The sequence below is a fragment of the Bacillus cereus group sp. MYBK108-1 genome (assembly GCF_051917185.1).
GTDB lineage: Bacteria > Bacillota > Bacilli > Bacillales > Bacillaceae_G > Bacillus_A > Bacillus_A cereus.
In genome coordinates this window covers 58,990-78,010 of record NZ_JBQAHZ010000016.1, presented here as the reverse complement: position 1 = coordinate 78,010, position 19,021 = coordinate 58,990, and the positions used below count along the sequence as shown (strand labels likewise).

The window sequence follows — 19,021 nt, the reverse complement described above, 5'->3', positions numbered from 1 at the left end:
GAGGCGGACGTATGGATAAAAAAGAAAATACGGTCGTATTGTTTCCACAACTATCAGAGCGCTATATTGATGAAGGTTTTTTAGCGCTGAAAGAGCGGAAGTTCGAAGATGCATTGCGCTGCTTTGAAATATTACGTCAGTATAATGCGGAAACGGAACAAACGGAATTAGCTTCAGTTATTTGTTTACTCGAATTAAAACGTATGGAAGAAGCGAAAGACAAATGTGAACAGTTGCTTAAAACAGGAGTTGTCTTATTTGGTGATATTCTTGAAACGTACGTGACTATTTTAGTTCAAACAAATGATTATGAAGGTGTTATTGAAACTGTTGAAAAGGTTTTACAAACGAAAGATATAATGCCTGATCAAAAGGAAAAATTAGCGCAACTTGCTTTATTTGCAGAAGGTATGCTCAATGAGGGAGACGCATCGCTAGTGGATTCAAATTTTGAGTTGGATGAGTTTACTAATGAAATTTTTGGAGAAAACTTTGGACAGAAGCTAAGAGCGATTCAGCGACTTTCGTTAAAAGACTTAGATCTTGCATTACCTGTTTTAAAGAAATTTTTAATAGAAGAAGAGCAACACCCCTATTTGAAAACTTCTATTTTGTATAAAATGATAGAAAGTCAGGTAGAAGAGGAAATAGAGGTAGAAAAGTTTGGGAATACGATTAAGGTAATTCCAGCATTTACAGGTCATAATGAGGAGCAATCCAATAACATTATACATAAATTATCAAGTCGATTAGAGCAAAATTATCCCGATATATTTGAAGCAATGGTTACATATTGGAAAGAATTGCAAATTAGCGTTTTCCCATTTGCTCTATTAATGGATAAAGAAGAGATTTGGTCAGCTGTTTTAGAGAGAATTGGAAGAAAGCGTTTCGGATTGGCTATTGATGAAGAAGAGCTTATGGCAGCATACAATATCGAATTGGAAGAGTTTCATATTGCCTATCAATGGTTATTACGTGTTGAAAGAGAAGGATATTTGCCCGTATAATTATGAAAAAGAATCGTTCAGTTCTTGAAACGAGCATATTCTATGTTATAATGTAAGGGTTGCAAAAGGCAGAAAACTGCCTGTTTGTAAGAGAAGAGAAGTGTAATTCTCTTACTTAATATGTTTCATATTATTCTCGAACAAAATATACCGTAGTTGTCTTCTGGGCAATTAGTAGATTGGAACATTATATCTGAAAGCTTTTGCTAGAGGATTATTTGTGTATTTGTTATTTCAAAAAAGAGATAATGAAGATCTTAATCTATAGAGGTATGTGCATACATTATTATAGTTGGAGGGAAAGAATAAATGTCTACAAAATGGGAAAAATTAGAAGGTAACGTTGGCGTTTTAACAATCGAAGTTGATGCTAAAGAAGTAAACAACTCTATCGACGCTGCGTTCAAAAAAGTAGTAAAAACAATTAACGTACCAGGTTTCCGTAAAGGAAAAATGCCTCGTCCATTATTCGAACAACGCTTTGGTATTGAATCTTTATACCAAGATGCTTTAGATATCATTTTACCAAAAGCATACGGTGAAGCGATTGAAGAAGCTGGTATCTTCCCAGTTGATCATCCTGAAATCGACATCGAGAAGTTCGAAAAAAATGCTAACCTTATCTTCACTGCAAAAGTTACAGTGAAACCTGAAGTTAAATTAGGTGAGTACAAAGGTTTAGCAGTAGAAAAAGTTGAAACAACTGTAACTGACGAAGATGTAGAGAACGAATTAAAATCTTTACAAGAACGTCAAGCTGAACTAGTTGTTAAAGAAGAAGGAACTGTTGAAAACGGTGATACAGCTGTAATCGACTTCGAAGGTTTCGTTGATGGCGAAGCATTTGAAGGCGGAAAAGGCGAAAACTACTCTCTAGCAATCGGTTCTGGTACATTCATCCCAGGTTTCGAAGAGCAAGTAATCGGTCTTAAATCTGGTGAGTCTAAAGACGTTGAAGTATCATTCCCAGAAGAGTACCATGCTGCTGAATTAGCTGGCAAACCAGCAACATTCAAAGTAACAATTCACGAAATCAAAACAAAAGAACTTCCTGAGTTAAACGACGAGTTCGCTAAAGAAGCAGACGAAGCGGTTGCAACTCTTGATGAATTAAAAGCAAAACTTCGCACAAACTTAGAAGAAGGCAAAAAGCACGAAGCTGAGCACAAAGTACGTGACGAAGTAGTAGAATTAGCTGCTGCTAACGCTGAAATCGAAATTCCAGAAGCTATGATCAACACTGAGTTAGATCGTATGGTTCGTGAATTCGAGCAACGTTTAAGCCAACAAGGTATGAACCTTGAGCTTTACTACCAATTCACAGGTACTGATGCTGACAAATTAAAAGAGCAAATGAAAGAAGATGCACAAAAACGTGTAAGAATCAATCTTGTTCTTGAAGCTATCATTGAAGCTGAAAACATCGAAGTTACTGAAGAAGAAGTAACTGCAGAAGTTGAAAAAATGGCTGAAATGTACGGTATGCCAGTAGACGCTATCAAGCAAGCTCTTGGAAGCGTAGACGCTTTAGCCGAAGATCTTAAAGTTCGTAAAGCTGTAGACTTCTTAGTAGAAAACGCTGCATAATAAAATAACAAGGCACGATTAAAATCGTGCCTTGTTTTATAAATATAGAAATATATTTATAAAACTTTTCGATGGAGAAGGAAAAGTTCCTTTACAAGTCGAATATACATATTTCAAAAGTTTTAAAAATTTTTTATTTGTACATAACTAGTCATATTATTTGTATTTCTCGCCACGTAGTGACATAATATGTATTTACATACGATACATTTATCGTGTACATACGAAGGCAAGAGGTTAGCACTTTGTAAGGGGTGTGAAAATATGTTTAAATTTAATGATGAAAAAGGGCAATTAAAATGTTCTTTCTGTGGTAAAACACAAACGCAAGTTCGAAAGTTAGTGGCAGGTCCAGGTGTTTACATTTGTGACGAGTGTATCGAACTTTGTACTGAAATTGTACAAGAGGAGCTTGCGAAGGACGAAGAAGTAGAATTCAAAGATGTACCGAAACCGGTAGAAATTCGTGAAATCTTAGATGAGTATGTCATCGGGCAAGATAGCGCGAAAAAAGCACTAGCGGTAGCGGTATATAACCATTACAAACGCATTAATTCTAACAGCAAAATTGATGATGTAGAATTAGCGAAGAGTAATATCGCACTTATCGGGCCAACAGGTAGTGGTAAAACATTACTGGCACAAACTTTAGCGCGTATTTTAAATGTTCCATTTGCAATCGCGGACGCAACATCTTTAACAGAAGCTGGATATGTTGGGGAAGATGTAGAAAATATCTTACTAAAATTAATTCAAGCAGCTGATTATGATGTAGAGAAAGCGGAAAAAGGAATCATTTATATTGATGAGATTGATAAAGTGGCACGTAAGTCCGAAAATCCATCAATTACACGTGATGTATCTGGTGAAGGTGTGCAGCAGGCACTTCTGAAAATTTTAGAGGGTACTGTAGCAAGTGTTCCACCTCAAGGTGGTCGTAAGCATCCGCACCAAGAGTTTATTCAAATTGATACAACGAACATCTTATTCATTTGTGGTGGAGCGTTTGATGGCATTGAGCCGATTATTAAACGTCGCCTTGGTGAAAAAGTAATTGGATTTGGTTCTGAGAAGAAAAATGCTGATGTGAATGAGAAGCATGTTTTATCTCACGTATTACCAGAGGATCTTTTAAGATTTGGTTTAATTCCAGAGTTTATCGGTCGTCTTCCAGTTATTGCGAACCTAGAGCCACTTGATGAAGATGCTCTTGTTGATATTTTAACGAAACCGAAAAATGCACTTGTTAAGCAATTCCAAAAATTATTGGAGCTTGACGATGTTGAGTTAGAGTTTGAAGAAGGTGCACTAATCGAAATTGCGAAAAAAGCAATTGAACGTAAAACGGGTGCTCGTGGACTTCGTTCTATTATTGAAGGCTTAATGCTTGATGTAATGTTCGAACTTCCATCTCGTAAAGATATCGAGAAGTGTATTCTTACAAAAGAAACAGTAGCTGATAATGAGCCGCCAAAATTGGTGTTACAAGACGGTACTGTACTTGATACAAAAACATCTGCATAATGCGAAAGGGAAACAGCAATTTTTATAATTGCTGTTTTTCTTTATGTTTAGCTACGTTCCTCCGCGGAAATACTAAGAGATAAAATATTGCGGGAGGAAATAAATAATGAGCTGGACAAATATATTTTTAGTTGTTCAACTTGTTTTTGGTGTAATTGTCGGATTGTATTTCTGGCATTTACTTCGAAATCAACGAACACAAAAAGTTTCAATTGATCGAGAATCGAAAAAAGAATTAGAACAGCTTCGTAAAATGCGTGAGATTTCTTTAACAGAGCCGCTAGCAGAAAAGGTGCGTCCTACAACCTTTTTAGATATTGTAGGGCAAGAGGACGGAATTAAGTCGTTAAAAGCGGCTCTTTGTGGTCCGAATCCGCAACATGTAATCATATATGGCCCGCCAGGTGTTGGGAAAACAGCGGCAGCACGTCTTGTATTAGAAGAAGCGAAACGAAATCCTAAATCTCCATTTCGTACGAATGCAACATTTATTGAACTTGATGCGACAACAGCTCGGTTTGATGAACGTGGTATCGCAGACCCTTTAATAGGTTCGGTGCATGATCCGATTTATCAAGGTGCTGGGGCGATGGGGCAAGCAGGTATTCCGCAACCGAAAAAAGGTGCTGTAACAGATGCACATGGTGGTATTTTGTTTATTGATGAGATTGGCGAGCTCCATCCGATTCAAATGAACAAAATGTTAAAGGTGTTAGAAGATCGAAAAGTATTTTTAGAAAGTGCGTACTATTGTGAAGAAAATACGATGATCCCAACATATATACATGATATTTTCCAAAAAGGCTTACCGGCAGATTTTCGCTTAGTTGGAGCAACGACACGTTCGCCAGAGGAAATTCCTCCTGCTATTCGGTCACGTTGCTTAGAAGTATTTTTCCGTGAATTAGATACGGAAGAAATTCAAAAAGTAGCGAAAAATGCCGCGGAAAAAGTGGAAATGCAAATAGGTGAAAATGGTATTGAAATGATCGGGATGTATGCAAGGAATGGACGAGAAGCGATTAATCTCGTGCAAATCTCTGCTGGTATGGCGATAAATGAAGAACGTTCTTTCATTAAGGATGAAGATATAGAGTGGGTTGTTCACTCAAGTCAGCTTACACCGAAATATGAAAAGCGCATTTATCCGATTCCAAGGATTGGTCTTGTAAATGGTCTTGCTGTATACGGACCAAATACAGGTGCGTTATTAGAAATTGAAGTAACAGCAATCAAGGCGAAAGATAAAGGATCGGTAAATGTTACCGGAATTGTGGAAGAAGAAAGTATTGGTAGTCAAACGAAATCGATTCGTCGTAAAAGTATGGCGAAAGGCTCTGTTGATAATGTATTAACAGTACTTCGTTCTTTAGATGTGTTGCCAGAAGGATATGATATACATATTAATTTTCCAGGTGGTATCCCGATTGATGGACCTTCTGCAGGAATCGCTATGGCAACAGGTGTATATTCTGCGGTGCACCGCACGTATGTAAATAATGAAGTAGCGATGACAGGGGAAATAAGTATACACGGAGAAGTAAAACCTATTGGTGGCGTGTACGCAAAAATAAAAGCTGCGAAAAAAGCGGGAGCTAAGAAAGTCATTATTCCTGCTGAAAATATGCAACCATTTTTGTATACGATCAAGGGAATTGAAATTATTCCTGTCCGTAAGTTAAAAGAAGTATTTGAGTTAACGTTTATGCAAGAAAATATGCATAGAGAGCTAGATGTACATACTCACGTAGACGAAACAGATGCACAATCTATGTGAAAATAAACAATAATAAAATTTGCCAGACTTCGTTTAAGTTTGTATGCTTAATCGGAGTCTTTTTTCTTTTCGTGAGGTAGAAAAACAAGCTATTTACAATTGCGCGGAATCTCAGCAATTGCATCTAGGTGTATTGTAATATAAAATAGTTGAACAGGAGTTTAATTTATTATGGAGGTGCTATGTCTAGTATGAATACGAACGAAAGAATCGTGCCCCTCCTACCATTAAGAGGCGTTCTCGTATATCCAACGATGGTTTTGCATCTTGATGTAGGACGTGATAAATCGATACAAGCACTAGAGCAGGCGGCAATGGATGAAAATATCATCTTTTTAGCAATGCAAAAAGAAATGAATATCGATGATCCGAAAGAAGATGACATATATAGTGTAGGTACGGTGGCGAAAGTGAAGCAAATGTTAAAATTGCCGAACGGTACGCTTCGTGTCCTTGTGGAAGGTTTACATAGAGCAGAAGTAATAGAGTTTATCGAAGAAGAAAATGTAGTACAAGTGTCGATTAAAACGGTAACTGAAGAAGTAGAAGATGATTTAGAAGAGAAAGCTCTTATGCGTACGTTACTGGAGCATTTCGAACAATATATTAAAGTTTCGAAAAAAGTTTCAAATGAAACATTTGCAACGGTAGCTGATGTGGAAGAACCAGGGAGATTAGCTGATCTAATTGCTTCTCACTTGCCGATTAAAACGAAGCAGAAACAAGAGATTCTAGAGATTGTATCTGTAAAAGAACGATTACAAACACTTATTTCAATTATTCAAGATGAACAAGAGTTACTTAGCCTAGAAAAGAAAATTGGGCAAAAAGTGAAACGTTCCATGGAGCGCACGCAAAAAGAATATTTCTTACGTGAGCAAATGAAGGCGATTCAAACTGAACTTGGCGACAAAGAAGGCAAGGGCGGAGAAGTAGAAGAACTTCGTGAGAAAATTGAACAGTCAGGAATGCCGGAAGAAACAATGAAGGCTGCGCTGAAAGAATTAGATCGTTATGAAAAGTTACCAGCAAGTTCTGCGGAGAGTGGTGTTATTCGCAATTATATTGATTGGTTATTAGCGCTTCCGTGGACAGAGGCAACAGAAGATATAATTGATCTTGCTCATTCGGAAGAGATTTTAAATAACGATCATTACGGTCTTGAAAAAGTGAAAGAGCGTGTACTTGAATATTTAGCTGTACAGAAGTTAACGAATTCATTAAAAGGACCTATCCTTTGTTTAGTAGGCCCTCCTGGGGTCGGCAAAACTTCGTTAGCGCGTTCAATTGCAACATCATTGAATCGTAACTTCGTCCGTGTATCTCTTGGTGGTGTGCGTGATGAATCTGAAATTCGTGGTCACCGCCGTACATATGTTGGAGCAATGCCAGGACGCATTATTCAAGGTATGAAAAAGGCGAAAACAGTTAATCCAGTCTTCTTATTAGATGAGATTGATAAAATGTCTAACGATTTCCGTGGAGATCCATCAGCGGCATTACTTGAAGTATTAGATCCAGAACAAAACCATAACTTCAGTGATCATTACATTGAAGAACCATATGATCTATCAAAAGTTATGTTTGTAGCAACTGCTAATACACTTTCAAGTATTCCAGGTCCATTACTTGACCGTATGGAAATCATTTCGATTGCTGGCTATACAGAACTTGAAAAAGTACACATTGCTCGTGAGCATTTATTGCCGAAACAATTAAAAGAACATGGCTTACGAAAAGGTAATTTACAAGTGCGTGATGAAGCGCTGCTTGAGATTATTCGTTATTATACACGTGAGGCTGGTGTTCGTACGCTAGAGCGCCAAATTGCAAAAGTTTGCCGTAAAGTAGCGAAGATTATCGTTACAGCAGAACGTAAACGTATCGTTGTGACAGAGAAAAAGATTGTTGATTTACTTGGTAAACACATATTCCGTTATGGGCAAGCTGAAAAAACAGACCAAGTTGGTATGGCAACAGGTCTAGCTTACACAGCAGCAGGCGGCGATACACTTGCCATTGAAGTTTCTGTAGCGCCAGGAAAAGGGAAACTAATTTTAACAGGGAAACTTGGGGATGTTATGAAAGAATCAGCACAAGCTGCGTTTAGTTATATACGCTCTCGTGCAGAAGAGCTTCAGATCGATCCGAATTTCCATGAGAAAAATGATATTCATATTCACGTTCCAGAAGGAGCAGTTCCAAAAGACGGACCGTCAGCAGGTATTACGATGGCAACGGCACTTATTTCTGCGCTAACAGGTATTCCTGTAAGTAAAGAAGTCGGTATGACAGGTGAAATTACACTTCGTGGTCGTGTATTACCAATTGGTGGTTTAAAAGAAAAAACATTAAGTGCTCACCGCGCAGGCTTAACAAAAATTATTTTGCCAGCAGAAAACGAGAAAGATTTAGATGATATTCCAGAGAGCGTAAAAGAAAACCTTACGTTTGTGCTTGCATCTCATTTAGATGAAGTATTGGAGCACGCATTAGTAGGAGTGAAACAATGAAAGTAACAAAAGCAGATATTGTAATTAGTGCTGTTAAACCAGAACAATATCCAGACAGTGATTTACCAGAAATTGCATTAGCAGGTCGTTCAAATGTGGGGAAGTCTTCCTTTATTAATAAAATTTTAAATCGTAAAAAGTTAGTACGTATTTCTTCTAAACCAGGAAAAACGCAAACGCTGAACTTTTTCTTAATCAATGAGATGATGCACTTTGTTGACGTTCCAGGTTATGGATATGCGAAAGTATCTAAATCGGAGCGCGCTGCATGGGGGAAAATGATTGAAACGTACTTTACAACGCGTGAACAATTAGACGCAGCTGTATTAGTAGTTGATTTACGTCACCAACCAACAAGTGATGACGTGATGATGTATGATTTCTTAAAGCATTATGAAATCCCAACAATTATTATTGCGACGAAAGCCGATAAAATTCCGAAAGGGAAATGGCAAAAGCATTTAAAAGTTGTAAAAGAAACGCTTGCTGTTGAAATTGGCGATGAAATTGTTCTATTCTCTTCTGAAACAGGACTTGGAAAAGAAGAAGCGTGGAAAGCAATTCATAAATTTACAAAAACAAAAAACGCGTGACGAATGTCGCGCGTTTTTGTTTTGCTAAATTTTTTAGCGTACGTTTAATGTAACTTCAATATTTCCTCTTGTTGCTTTCGAGTAAGGACATACACCGTGAGCCGCTTCTACAAGTTCTTGTGCTTCGCTATGTGAAACGCCAGCCACATGTACATCAAGTACAGCAGATAGGCCGAAACCACCATCTGTATCTTTTCCGATAGAAACGTGAGCAGTTACTTCTGTACTTTCTACTTTCACACGTTTTGTACGAATGACAAGTTGTAATGCACTATCGAAACAAGCTGCATAACCAGCTGCAAATAGTTGTTCTGGATTTGTTGCTTCTCCGCCTGCACCACCTAGTGCTTTCGGCATTTTTACATCAAGATTTAATATGCCATCATCTGAAACTACTTTCCCATTTCTTCCACCTGTTGCTGTTACTGAAGCAGTATATAATTTATCCATATTTATTCCCCTTTTCCATCATTAATTGTTTTCATTGTGTCAATCAGTTTATTTAGTTGAATTAATAAAGAGCGATATTCTTGCTCTGCAATTCCTAAGTTTGTAGCCATCGTTGTCGGTAATGAACAAGCCTTTTCCTTTAAATCTTTGCCCTGTTCTGTTAATTCAATACAAACTTTTCGCTCGTCTTCTTTGGAACGAACACGTTTTACAAGTTTTAATGATTCCATACGTTTTAACATAGGTGTTAACGTACCAGAATCTAAAAATAGACGTTCTCCAATTTCTTTTACTGTTAGTCCATCTTGCTCCCATAGTACGAGTAAAGTAATGTACTGGGGATACGTAATACCCATTTCTTCTAAATAAGGTCGATAAAAACGAGTAACCTCTCTAGAGCAGGCGTAAATAGAAAAACAAAGTTGGTTATCTAGATGCAAAGAGTCTTCTGTCATAAATAACTCCCTTCTAATTAAGTTGTGCACAATTTAATTTTGTAAAACTAATATAACGAAAAAGAAATGCAATGTCAAATACATTGTATTGAGAAAGTCTTTGTTACATTTTGGAACAATCATACATATTTTCCTTCATGATGAAAGAAGATAGGGAAGATGATGTTATAATTTATATGGAATAGTTTCCATCACTTGATTATGAGGGCTTTTTTTGGTAACGTACAAATAGAGTTATTAATTTATAATCATTATAAAGTAGAATTTTTTTTATTAGTGTTACTGAATCTCCTTTATTACATACGGAGAATAATTAAAAAATAATCGGTTGTTCACACGATTGTCAGATTCATAAGAGGAAAGTTGTATTATGATAGTAGATAAAGTGATAAAACGGGTGAAGGGGGACATGCTGCGTGCATATTCTTGTTGTTAGTGTAAATTATCGAACAGCCCCTGTAGAATTTCGTGAGAAACTCACATTTCAGGCAGCAGAACTAGAGCGAGCAATGACTACATTACAAAATCAAAAGAGCGTGTTAGAGAATGTCATTGTGTCAACTTGTAATCGCACTGAGATTTATGCTGTTGTCGATCAATTACACACGGGACGGTATTATATTAAGAAGTTTTTAGCTGATTGGTTTCAGCTTGAAATAGAAGAAGTCGCGCCATATTTAACTATTTTTGAACAAGATGGCGCAATAGATCATTTATTCCGCGTAACGTGCGGTTTAGATTCAATGGTAGTCGGAGAAACGCAGATTTTAGGTCAAATAAAAGATAGCTTTTTAGAAGCGCAACAAGTTAAAGCAACAGGCACAATTTTTAATGAATTGTTTAAGCAAGTCATTACATTAGCAAAACGTGCCCACTCAGAAACAACAATCGGGGAAAGTGCAATGTCTGTTAGTTATGCTGCTGTTGAGCTTGGAAAGAAAATATTTGGCGAGTTAACAGATTGTCATGTGCTTATTCTTGGTGCTGGTAAAATGGGCGAACTTGCACTACAAAACTTATATGGAAGTGGTGCTCGTAAAGTAACAGTTATGAATAGGACGCTTTCGAAAGCAGAAGTAATGGCTGAGAAATATATGGGACATGCAAAATCGTTAAGCGAATTACAATGTGCATTATTAGAAGCAGATATTTTAATTAGTTCAACTGGTGCATCTGAGTATGTCATTACGAAAGAGATGATGACAAAGGTGGAGAAAATGCGCTCTGGTCGTCCATTATTTATGGTTGACATTGCAGTGCCGCGTGATATTGATCCAGCGATTGATGAGCTAGAAGGTTCTTTCTTGTATGATATTGATGATTTACAAGGAGTAGTGGAGGCAAACCGTGCTGAGCGTTTGAAAGAGGCAGAGAAAATTCAATTTATGATTGAAGAGGAAATTGTTCTATTTAAAACGTGGTTAAGTACACTTGGTGTTGTTCCATTAATATCAGCTCTTCGTGATAAGGCACTTGCAATCCAAAGTGAAACGATGGTAAGCCTAGAGCGAAAAATACCAAACCTTAGTGATCGTGAGAAAAAAGTTATTAGTAAGCATACGAAAAGTATTATTAATCAATTATTAAAAGACCCAATTTTAGTAGCGAAAGAAATAGCTGCTGAAGAGGGAGCGAGCGAAAAATTAGCGTTATTTGCAAAGATTTTTGATTTAGAAACGGAAGAAGTAGAGAGTCGTGCGGAAGAAGTAGAACATAAAAGAGTGTGGACACCATCCGTTCCATCTTTATAATTTGGAAGGATGATCGGATGAGTTTTTTAAATAACAGTATTATTTATCATATTGCAATTATTTTATATGCTTGTAGCATTAGTTTATATTTTATAGATTATTTCCAAAGTAACCGAAAGGCGAACCGATTTGCTTTTTGGTTACTTGCGATTGTATGGGTCCTGCAGTCTATTTTTATGTTGCTTAGAGCTACAGATTCAGAAACGAATCCTATTTTAACTTTATTATCAGGGATTTATTTTTATGTTTGGTTATTGATTACGATGTCGTTAGTTATTAATCGATTTATGAGAATTGACTTTTTAGTCTTTTTTACAAATGTTGTAGCATTTGGCGTAAGCGCTTTTTCTATTTTTACACCGCTCGGAAAGATGTCGCCAGTACTTGCGGAACAATTAGTTTCAGAACTTGTATACGTGCATGTCGGTATGGCAATTATTTCTTACGCAACGTTTACTGTATCGTTCATTTTTTCTATTATGTATTTATTGCAATATCGCCTATTAAAAAAGAAAAAATGGAATGCGAGATTAAGAAGGTTAGGGAATTTACCGAAGCTAGAATCTATGTCTTACGGATTAAATTTATTTTCTGTTCCATTTTTCTTACTAGCAATTTTATTAGGATGTATATGGGGATATACAAAATTGGATAATTTCCATTGGTATGATACGAAAGTAATCGGATCTTTTGTCGTTCTATTTGTGTATTGCACAGGTTTATATTTACGAGCGGCAGATGTGTTGCAAGGTAAGAAAATTGTACAGTGGAATATCGGATCGTTTCTCGTAATGCTAGTAAACATTTTTCTATTAAGCAGTTTGTCCAATTTCCACTTTTGGTATTTATAATGAGGAGAGAGAATTATGCGCAAAATTATTGTAGGATCACGAAAGAGTAAACTAGCATTAACGCAAACAAACTGGTTTATTGATCAGTTAAAAGCCTTAGGTCTACCATATGAATTTGAAGTGAAAGAAATTGTCACAAAAGGTGATGTTATTTTAGATGTTACTCTTTCAAAAGTAGGCGGAAAAGGCTTGTTTGTGAAAGAGATTGAACATGCGCTACTTACGAAAGAAATTGATATGGCTGTACATAGTATGAAAGATATGCCGGCCGTACTTCCAGAAGGATTAATGATTGGCTGTACACCAAAGCGTGTTGACCCTCGTGATGCTTTTATCTCAAAAAGCGGAGCGTCGTTTAAAGAGTTAGCAGAAGGCGCTATTTTAGGTACGAGTAGTTTAAGACGTAGTGCACAGCTACTCGCTGCGAGACCAGACTTACAAGTGAAGTGGATTCGCGGAAATATCGATACACGTTTACGTAAATTAAAAGAAGAAGATTACGATGCAATTATTTTAGCGACAGCAGGATTACAAAGAATGGGCTGGGATAATGAAGTTATTACAGAACATTTAGATGAGACGTTATGTGTACCTGCTGTAGGACAAGGTGCATTAGCGATTGAGTGTCGTGAGGATGATAAGGATTTACTGCAGTTGTTAGCTCATATGAATGATGGAATAACAGAAAAAACAGTGGCAGCAGAACGCGTATTTCTTCATAAACTTGAAGGTGGATGCCAAGTTCCGATCGCTGGATATGCAACTCTTACAGAAAATGATGCAATCGAATTAACAGCTCTTGTCGGGTCTATGGACGGTTCGGTTTTATTGAAAGAGACAGTAGTAGGAACTGATCCAGAGAAAGTAGGATTAGAGGCTGCGGACCGTTTAATTAACCAAGGCGCAAAAGAACTCATTCTTGCTGCAAATAAGGGGCAACAATAAATATGAACGCTCTCGCTGGCAAAACGGTATTGGTTACACGTGCCCAGCATCAAGCGAAACAAATGAGTGTAGCGGTGAAAGAAATGAGCGGAATTCCATTGGAAATTCCGCTTTTGCGTATGGAAGGTATGTCTCATACGCAAATTCAACATATTGAAGAGCAGCTACATTCATACGACTGGGTTATTTTTACGAGCAGAAATGGTGTAGCTTTCTTTCTAGATAGTTTAAAAAAGAAACTACCGCTAACCATTAAAATCGCTGCGGTAGGTGTGAAAACAAAATTAGAGTTAGAAAAAAGGGGCTATCAAGTTCATTTTGTTCCGACTTCATTTGTTGCAGAAGCATTTGCAGAAGAGTTTCTAAAAGAATTAAGTGGAAACGAACGTATTTTATTTCCGAAAGGGAATTTAGCAAGAGAGGTAATTCCGGTTGCACTTCGGGAAATTGGTGTTTCTCTAGATGAGCTAATCGTATACGGTACGAAAGTGAATATAGAAAAAAAGCAAGAACTTATAGCAGCATTGAAATTAGGGAAAGTAGACATTATTACATTTACGAGCCCTTCAACTGTTACTAGTTTTGTTCGTTTACTTGAGGGTACAAACTGGAGAGAATGGACAAAAAAATGTACAATTGCTTGTATAGGACCTATTACGGAAAAAGAGGCAAGTCTTTATTTTCCGTCTGTTATTGTGCCGAAAGAGTACACTGTAGAAGCATTACTACAATATGTTTGTGAATCTATAAAATGAAAGAATGGGGATAGAAATCTATGAACTCTTTACAATTTAATCGTCATCGTCGTTTAAGACAAAGCGGGGGCATGCGTGCACTTGTGCGTGAAACGTTTTTACATACCGAAGATTTTATTTACCCTATTTTTGTATTAGAAGGTGAAAATGTTCGTAATGAAGTTCCTTCTATGCCGGGCGTATATCAAATGTCTTTAGATTTATTGCAAGCTGAAATGCAAGAAGTTGTTGATTTAGGTATTCGTTCTGTTATTGTATTTGGTTTACCTGCTGAAAAGGATGAAGTTGGATCATCAGCATATTGTGATCATGGAATTGTACAACGTGCTATTCAGCAAATTAAAGGTGATTTCCCTGAGCTAGTAGTAGTTGCAGATACATGTTTATGTCAATTTACAAGCCATGGTCATTGCGGTGTAATTGAAGATGGGATTATTTTAAATGACGAGTCTCTTGCAGTTCTTGCGAAAACAGCTGTAAGTCAAGCGAAAGCAGGAGCGGATATTATTGCGCCATCAAACATGATGGACGGCTTCGTAACAGCAATTCGTCATGCATTAGACGAAAATGGTTTTGGACACGTGCCAGTTATGTCGTACGCTGTGAAATATTCATCAGCATTTTATGGACCATTCCGTGATGCTGCGCACGGTGCACCGCAATTTGGTGACCGTAAAACATATCAAATGGATCCGGCAAACCGTATGGAAGCATTCCGTGAAGCAGAATCAGATGTAATGGAAGGTGCAGATTTCTTAATCGTAAAACCAGCTCTTTCTTACTTAGATATCGTTCGTGATGTGAAAAATAACTTTAATTTACCAGTTGTCGCTTATAATGTAAGTGGTGAATATTCGATGATTAAAGCGGCAGCGCAAAATGGTTGGATTAATGAAAAAGAAGTTGTTCTTGAAAAATTAATTAGTATGAAACGTGCAGGGGCAGATTTAATTATTACGTATCATGCAAAAGATGCAGCAAGATGGTTACAAGAAGGAGGCGCTAAATAATGAAAAAGTTTGATAAGTCAATTGCAGCGTTTGAAGAGGCGCAAGACTTAATGCCTGGTGGCGTAAATAGCCCGGTTCGTGCCTTTAAGTCTGTTGGGATGAATCCGTTGTTTATGGAGCGTGGAAAAGGCTCTAAGGTATATGATATCGATGGGAATGAATACATCGACTACGTATTATCATGGGGTCCTTTAATTCATGGTCATGCAAATGATCGTGTTGTAGAAGCGTTAAAATCTGTTGCTGAAAGAGGTACAAGCTTCGGTGCACCAACAGAAATTGAAAATAAATTAGCAAAACTTGTTATTGAGCGCGTGCCATCAATTGAGATTGTGCGTATGGTTAACTCTGGAACGGAAGCAACAATGAGTGCACTACGTTTAGCTCGTGGTTATACAGGTCGTAATAAAATCTTGAAATTTATTGGTTGTTACCACGGTCATGGTGATTCGTTATTAATTAAAGCTGGTTCTGGTGTGGCGACTTTAGGTTTACCAGATAGTCCTGGTGTACCAGAAGGTGTAGCGAAAAATACGATTACAGTAGCTTATAACGATTTAGAAAGCGTAAAATACGCGTTTGAACAATTCGGTGATGATATTGCTTGTGTAATTGTAGAACCAGTAGCAGGAAATATGGGGGTTGTTCCTCCGCAGCCTGGATTTTTAGAAGGTCTTCGTGAAGTAACAGAACAAAACGGTGCATTGCTTATTTTTGATGAAGTAATGACAGGGTTCCGAGTAGCTTATAATTGTGGCCAAGGTTATTATGGCGTAACGCCTGATTTAACATGCCTAGGTAAAGTAATCGGTGGTGGTTTACCGGTAGGAGCATACGGTGGTAAAGCGGAAATTATGCGCCAAGTTGCGCCAAGCGGACCGATTTACCAAGCTGGTACTTTATCAGGTAATCCACTTGCAATGGCGGCAGGTTATGAAACGTTAGTACAGTTAACGCCAGAATCATATGTAGAATTTGAGCGTAAAGCTGAAATGTTAGAAGCTGGATTACGTAAAGCAGCTGAAAAACATGGCATTCCGCATCATATTAACCGTGCAGGCTCTATGATTGGTATTTTCTTTACAGATGAACCCGTTATTAATTACGATGCAGCAAAATCTTCAAACTTAGAATTCTTTGCGGCTTACTATCGTGAAATGGTAGAACAAGGTGTATTCTTACCACCATCTCAATTCGAAGGTTTATTCTTATCGACAGCACATAGTGATGCAGATATTGAAGCGACGATTGCAGCAGCTGAAATTGCAATGTCAAAATTAAAATAATGTATTAGAGAAAAATCGCTCTCCATAAGGGGGGCGATTTTTTTTATTCATAAAGTAAGCTTCCCACACATAAATCTGTAATGACATATAGTTTGGGAGGGGGAAAAGAAGTGGCTACAGATCATTCGTTACGATTTTCATTAAAAGAATCTGTTTGGTTCCAAAAGGGACAGGAAGTCGATGAACTTTTGTCAATTTCGTTAGATCCAGACGTTGAGATAGAAGAGCTTGATCATGAAGTAATCGTGAGAGGGCAATTAGATTTAACGGGAGAGTATGTTGCACGAAAAGATGATTCGGCGTATTCATTAAGAGAACTATCGCCAGCAAAGTCAATTGATTATGTAGAAACAAGGGAAGATGGGGTTAATGAACTTGTTCATTCCTTTCCGCTTGAAATATCAATTCCGAGAAATCGAGTGAAAGTAATTGAAGAGCTATATGTATCAATTGAGGAATTTGATTATGAATTAAAGGAAAATGGTTGCTTACAATTATTAGCGGATATATCTATTAGCGGTTTGTGTGATGAAGAGAGAAACGAGGATGAAGCTGAAGAGGAAGAAACGGTGTATGCCGAGTTAGAAGAAGATTCAGCGCAAGAGGATGAAAATAGACCGGCGCCGCATGTAGAAGAACCAGCATATAAGGAATCAGATGAGTGGGAAGATTACGCATTTGAACCGTTCCAATTAGAGGAAAGAAAAGAGCAGGAATTAGAAGAAGAGAAGATAGAGGAACATGAATTTGTGGAGCGTGAAGAGGAGCAAGAAACAACGCCGCAATTTGAACTGTTCGGACGAAAAGATTTCAAGAAAGAAAAAGCGAAAAAGCAGGAAGAACAAGAAGAAGAGTACTCACAGCGAGATGAAAATGCGCTTTATTTAACAAAACTATTTACGAAAGAACCGGAAGAAGAATTTACAAAGTTAAGAATGTATTTCGTGCAAGAAGGGGATACAATTGAATCTATTGCAGACCGTTATGAAACGTCTGTACAAAATTTATACCGTGTCAATCAAACAGAAGATATATTTTTAAATACGGGGCAAATTATTTATATTCCCGTTTCAAGGGTAAAGGCGAAATAAGGAAGTGAGTGTTTTCACTCACTTCCTTTCTTAGAGGCTATGTTTTGAATAGAAAGGGTTATTCGTATGGATATTGAGTTGCGAAATCACTATGAACCTATCGTGAGGCAATATAGATTGGATACGCAACATATGGAAGAGCACGGAAATGTAATGAAAATTTATACGAATCAAGGTCCATATGCACTCAAGAAAATAGAAGGCAGAAAGTTAGAGCGGAATAACTTTCTGCATCATATTCAATATTTGAAGGAGAAAGGTTTTTCAAATTATGTACCTATATATCATGCGACGGATGGAAGTTATATTTTAAGTGACGGGACGTATAATTATTATTTAATGCCTTGGTTAGAACGTGCAGAAGGAAACGGTGAGGACAATGATCAATACCATAAAATGTTTCAGACACTTGGAACGTTGCATCAAAAAACTGTGAAGGAAGAAACGTATACGGAAGAAGATTTAGAAAAACATTATACAAGTATATCCGATCGTTGGGAAAATGATGGTGAGATGTTAGAAGAGTTTCTCGTGGAATCTGAATCAAAATGGTATATGTCCCCGTTTGAATTGCAATATTGTACGTACTATCATCATGTAATGAGAGCGCGTGAATTTGCAACGAAGCAATTAAATGAGTGGAACGATGCGATGAAAGAAAAGGAGAAAACGCGTATTACTTTTGTGCATGGTAATGTGTCACTGAATCATTTTTTATTTGACTATGAACGGAATGGCTATTTTATTAGTTTAGAAAAATCGAAGTTTGCAACGCCTGTGCAAGATATAGTAGGTTTTTATTCACGGTCTTTAAACACATATCCAATCGCAAGAAGTGATCGGTTTGAATGGTTTCAAATGTATCAAAAAAATTTCCCTTTTACGAAAGAAGAGCAACTACTTATGTTTGCGTATATGACGTATCCATCGCAATTTATTCGGCAAATCCAGTCTTATAAGAAAAGAAGAGATAATCGTAACGAGGAAAATGAACTGCGCGGAGTAAAGAGTTTGCAACAATCGCATTGGCTCGTTAGCAATATAGAATATTTCCTGTCACAATTACAAGCTGCCCAGCAAGGGAACGGATAAAGTAAAGGCATTCCCCGCTTATGATTAGCCTTCACTAATCGGGCGTTTATGGGCAGCAGGGTTCCCGCCTAACTTTTTTACTTCAGCCAAATTTTGAGGTGGGGGTCTTACTGCCCGCAAATAACGGGATAAAGAAGATAAGTAGAGAATGCTACTTATCTTTTTTTGTATTCACCCGAAAAGTCATAGTTTTAAATTTAACTTGACGAATAAGGTTTCGTTTTTTACACTATTGTATATAATAATTAACAATCATATAAATGCCTTGAAGGGGAAGAGTATAACATGAAACGTCTTCAGAGAGGAGAATCATTAGCTGGGAGATTCTCTA

The 19,021-nt window shown here is 37.3% G+C and carries 16 protein-coding genes and 1 other annotated feature (1 of these 17 cut by a window edge); of the genes, 14 read left to right on the top strand and 2 right to left on the bottom strand.

The genetic code is table 11. From position 1 onward, the window contains the following. Positions 1–11: 11 nt before the first annotated feature. From ACTFSL_RS20265 to ysxC, 6 genes are all read left to right on the top strand, one after another. Positions 12–1,010: a hypothetical protein gene (locus tag ACTFSL_RS20265; RefSeq protein WP_000358277.1), complete on the top strand. Its 999-nt coding sequence runs from the start codon at positions 12–14 to the stop codon at positions 1,008–1,010. Positions 1,011–1,319: 309 nt separating this feature from the next. Next, entirely contained in the window at positions 1,320–2,597 is a 1,278-nt protein-coding gene (gene tig, locus ACTFSL_RS20260) for a trigger factor (protein ID WP_000105215.1), read from the top strand. A 264-nt stretch (positions 2,598–2,861) separates the two neighbouring features. After that, positions 2,862–4,121 carry an ATP-dependent protease ATP-binding subunit ClpX gene (clpX, locus tag ACTFSL_RS20255; RefSeq protein ID WP_000472289.1) on the top strand — a complete coding sequence of 420 codons (1,260 nt, stop codon included), beginning with the start codon at positions 2,862–2,864 and terminating at the stop codon, positions 4,119–4,121. Between the two features lie 106 nt (positions 4,122–4,227). Further along, a complete protein-coding gene (gene lonB / locus ACTFSL_RS20250; RefSeq protein WP_440042276.1) occupies positions 4,228–5,898 on the top strand; it encodes an ATP-dependent protease LonB in 1,671 nt (556 codons plus the stop codon). Positions 5,899–6,080: 182 nt separating this feature from the next. Continuing rightward, a complete protein-coding gene (gene lon, locus ACTFSL_RS20245) occupies positions 6,081–8,411 on the top strand; it encodes an endopeptidase La (protein ID WP_000097289.1) in 2,331 nt (776 codons plus the stop codon). Continuing rightward, entirely contained in the window at positions 8,408–9,004 is a 597-nt protein-coding gene (gene ysxC / locus ACTFSL_RS20240; protein ID WP_000869116.1) for a ribosome biogenesis GTP-binding protein YsxC, read from the top strand. The genes lon and ysxC overlap by 4 nt, the downstream gene beginning before the upstream one ends. 33 nt (positions 9,005–9,037) lie before the next feature. Here the strand turns inward: ysxC and ACTFSL_RS20235 are convergent, their stop codons facing one another. Together ACTFSL_RS20235 and ACTFSL_RS20230 are read right to left on the bottom strand one after the other, a co-directional pair. Further along, positions 9,038–9,454, bottom strand: a complete 417-nt coding sequence (locus ACTFSL_RS20235) for an organic hydroperoxide resistance protein (protein WP_000359781.1) — start codon at positions 9,452–9,454, stop codon at positions 9,038–9,040. A gap of 2 nt (positions 9,455–9,456) precedes the next feature. Then, positions 9,457–9,909: a MarR family winged helix-turn-helix transcriptional regulator gene (locus tag ACTFSL_RS20230; protein WP_063220487.1), complete on the bottom strand. Its 453-nt coding sequence runs from the start codon at positions 9,907–9,909 to the stop codon at positions 9,457–9,459. Between the two features lie 416 nt (positions 9,910–10,325). On the opposite strand from ACTFSL_RS20230, the gene hemA reads away from it, so the two are divergent. From hemA to ysxE, 8 genes are all read left to right on the top strand, one after another. Next, entirely contained in the window at positions 10,326–11,660 is a 1,335-nt protein-coding gene (gene hemA, locus ACTFSL_RS20225) for a glutamyl-tRNA reductase (protein WP_000547868.1), read from the top strand. A 17-nt stretch (positions 11,661–11,677) separates the two neighbouring features. Then, positions 11,678–12,511 (top strand): cytochrome c biogenesis protein, encoded by an 834-nt coding sequence (locus ACTFSL_RS20220; RefSeq protein ID WP_000008991.1) that lies wholly within the window; start codon positions 11,678–11,680, stop codon positions 12,509–12,511. 15 nt (positions 12,512–12,526) lie between these two features. Continuing rightward, entirely contained in the window at positions 12,527–13,456 is a 930-nt protein-coding gene (hemC, locus tag ACTFSL_RS20215) for a hydroxymethylbilane synthase (RefSeq protein WP_001226422.1), read from the top strand. Positions 13,457–13,458: 2 nt separating this feature from the next. Further along, positions 13,459–14,211 (top strand): uroporphyrinogen-III synthase, encoded by a 753-nt coding sequence (hemD, locus tag ACTFSL_RS20210; protein ID WP_000992375.1) that lies wholly within the window; start codon positions 13,459–13,461, stop codon positions 14,209–14,211. Between the two features lie 20 nt (positions 14,212–14,231). After that, a complete protein-coding gene (hemB, locus tag ACTFSL_RS20205; protein ID WP_001087065.1) occupies positions 14,232–15,221 on the top strand; it encodes a porphobilinogen synthase in 990 nt (329 codons plus the stop codon). Further along, positions 15,221–16,507 carry a glutamate-1-semialdehyde 2,1-aminomutase gene (gene hemL, locus ACTFSL_RS20200; protein WP_000712942.1) on the top strand — a complete coding sequence of 429 codons (1,287 nt, stop codon included), beginning with the start codon at positions 15,221–15,223 and terminating at the stop codon, positions 16,505–16,507. Before hemB ends, hemL begins: the two co-directional genes overlap by 1 nt. An 80-nt stretch (positions 16,508–16,587) precedes the next feature. After that, positions 16,588–17,598: a stage VI sporulation protein D gene (spoVID, locus tag ACTFSL_RS20195; protein ID WP_135277375.1), complete on the top strand. Its 1,011-nt coding sequence runs from the start codon at positions 16,588–16,590 to the stop codon at positions 17,596–17,598. A 66-nt stretch (positions 17,599–17,664) separates the two neighbouring features. Continuing rightward, entirely contained in the window at positions 17,665–18,690 is a 1,026-nt protein-coding gene (gene ysxE / locus ACTFSL_RS20190) for a spore coat protein YsxE (protein ID WP_000350658.1), read from the top strand. A gap of 256 nt (positions 18,691–18,946) precedes the next feature. Beyond that, positions 18,947–19,021: a binding site (T-box leader), on the top strand (it continues 157 nt past the right edge of the window).

Excerpts from the sequence above, each read along its gene's own strand:
- lonB (WP_440042276.1), top strand. The coding sequence starts at position 4,228 with ATGAGCTGGACAAATATATTTTTAGTTGTTCAACTTGTTTTTGGTGTA.
- hemC (WP_001226422.1), top strand. The coding sequence starts at position 12,527 with ATGCGCAAAATTATTGTAGGATCACGAAAGAGTAAACTAGCATTAACG.
- ysxE (WP_000350658.1), top strand. The coding sequence starts at position 17,665 with ATGGATATTGAGTTGCGAAATCACTATGAACCTATCGTGAGGCAATAT.
- lon (WP_000097289.1), top strand. The coding sequence starts at position 6,081 with ATGTCTAGTATGAATACGAACGAAAGAATCGTGCCCCTCCTACCATTA.
- ACTFSL_RS20265 (WP_000358277.1), top strand. The coding sequence starts at position 12 with ATGGATAAAAAAGAAAATACGGTCGTATTGTTTCCACAACTATCAGAG.
- hemB (WP_001087065.1), top strand. The coding sequence starts at position 14,232 with ATGAACTCTTTACAATTTAATCGTCATCGTCGTTTAAGACAAAGCGGG.
- clpX (WP_000472289.1), top strand. The coding sequence starts at position 2,862 with ATGTTTAAATTTAATGATGAAAAAGGGCAATTAAAATGTTCTTTCTGT.
- spoVID (WP_135277375.1), top strand. The coding sequence starts at position 16,588 with ATGACATATAGTTTGGGAGGGGGAAAAGAAGTGGCTACAGATCATTCG.
- hemD (WP_000992375.1), top strand. The coding sequence starts at position 13,459 with ATGAACGCTCTCGCTGGCAAAACGGTATTGGTTACACGTGCCCAGCAT.
- ACTFSL_RS20230 (WP_063220487.1), bottom strand. The coding sequence starts at position 9,909 with ATGACAGAAGACTCTTTGCATCTAGATAACCAACTTTGTTTTTCTATT.
- ysxC (WP_000869116.1), top strand. The coding sequence starts at position 8,408 with ATGAAAGTAACAAAAGCAGATATTGTAATTAGTGCTGTTAAACCAGAA.
- ACTFSL_RS20235 (WP_000359781.1), bottom strand. The coding sequence starts at position 9,454 with ATGGATAAATTATATACTGCTTCAGTAACAGCAACAGGTGGAAGAAAT.
- ACTFSL_RS20220 (WP_000008991.1), top strand. The coding sequence starts at position 11,678 with ATGAGTTTTTTAAATAACAGTATTATTTATCATATTGCAATTATTTTA.
- hemL (WP_000712942.1), top strand. The coding sequence starts at position 15,221 with ATGAAAAAGTTTGATAAGTCAATTGCAGCGTTTGAAGAGGCGCAAGAC.
- tig (WP_000105215.1), top strand. The coding sequence starts at position 1,320 with ATGTCTACAAAATGGGAAAAATTAGAAGGTAACGTTGGCGTTTTAACA.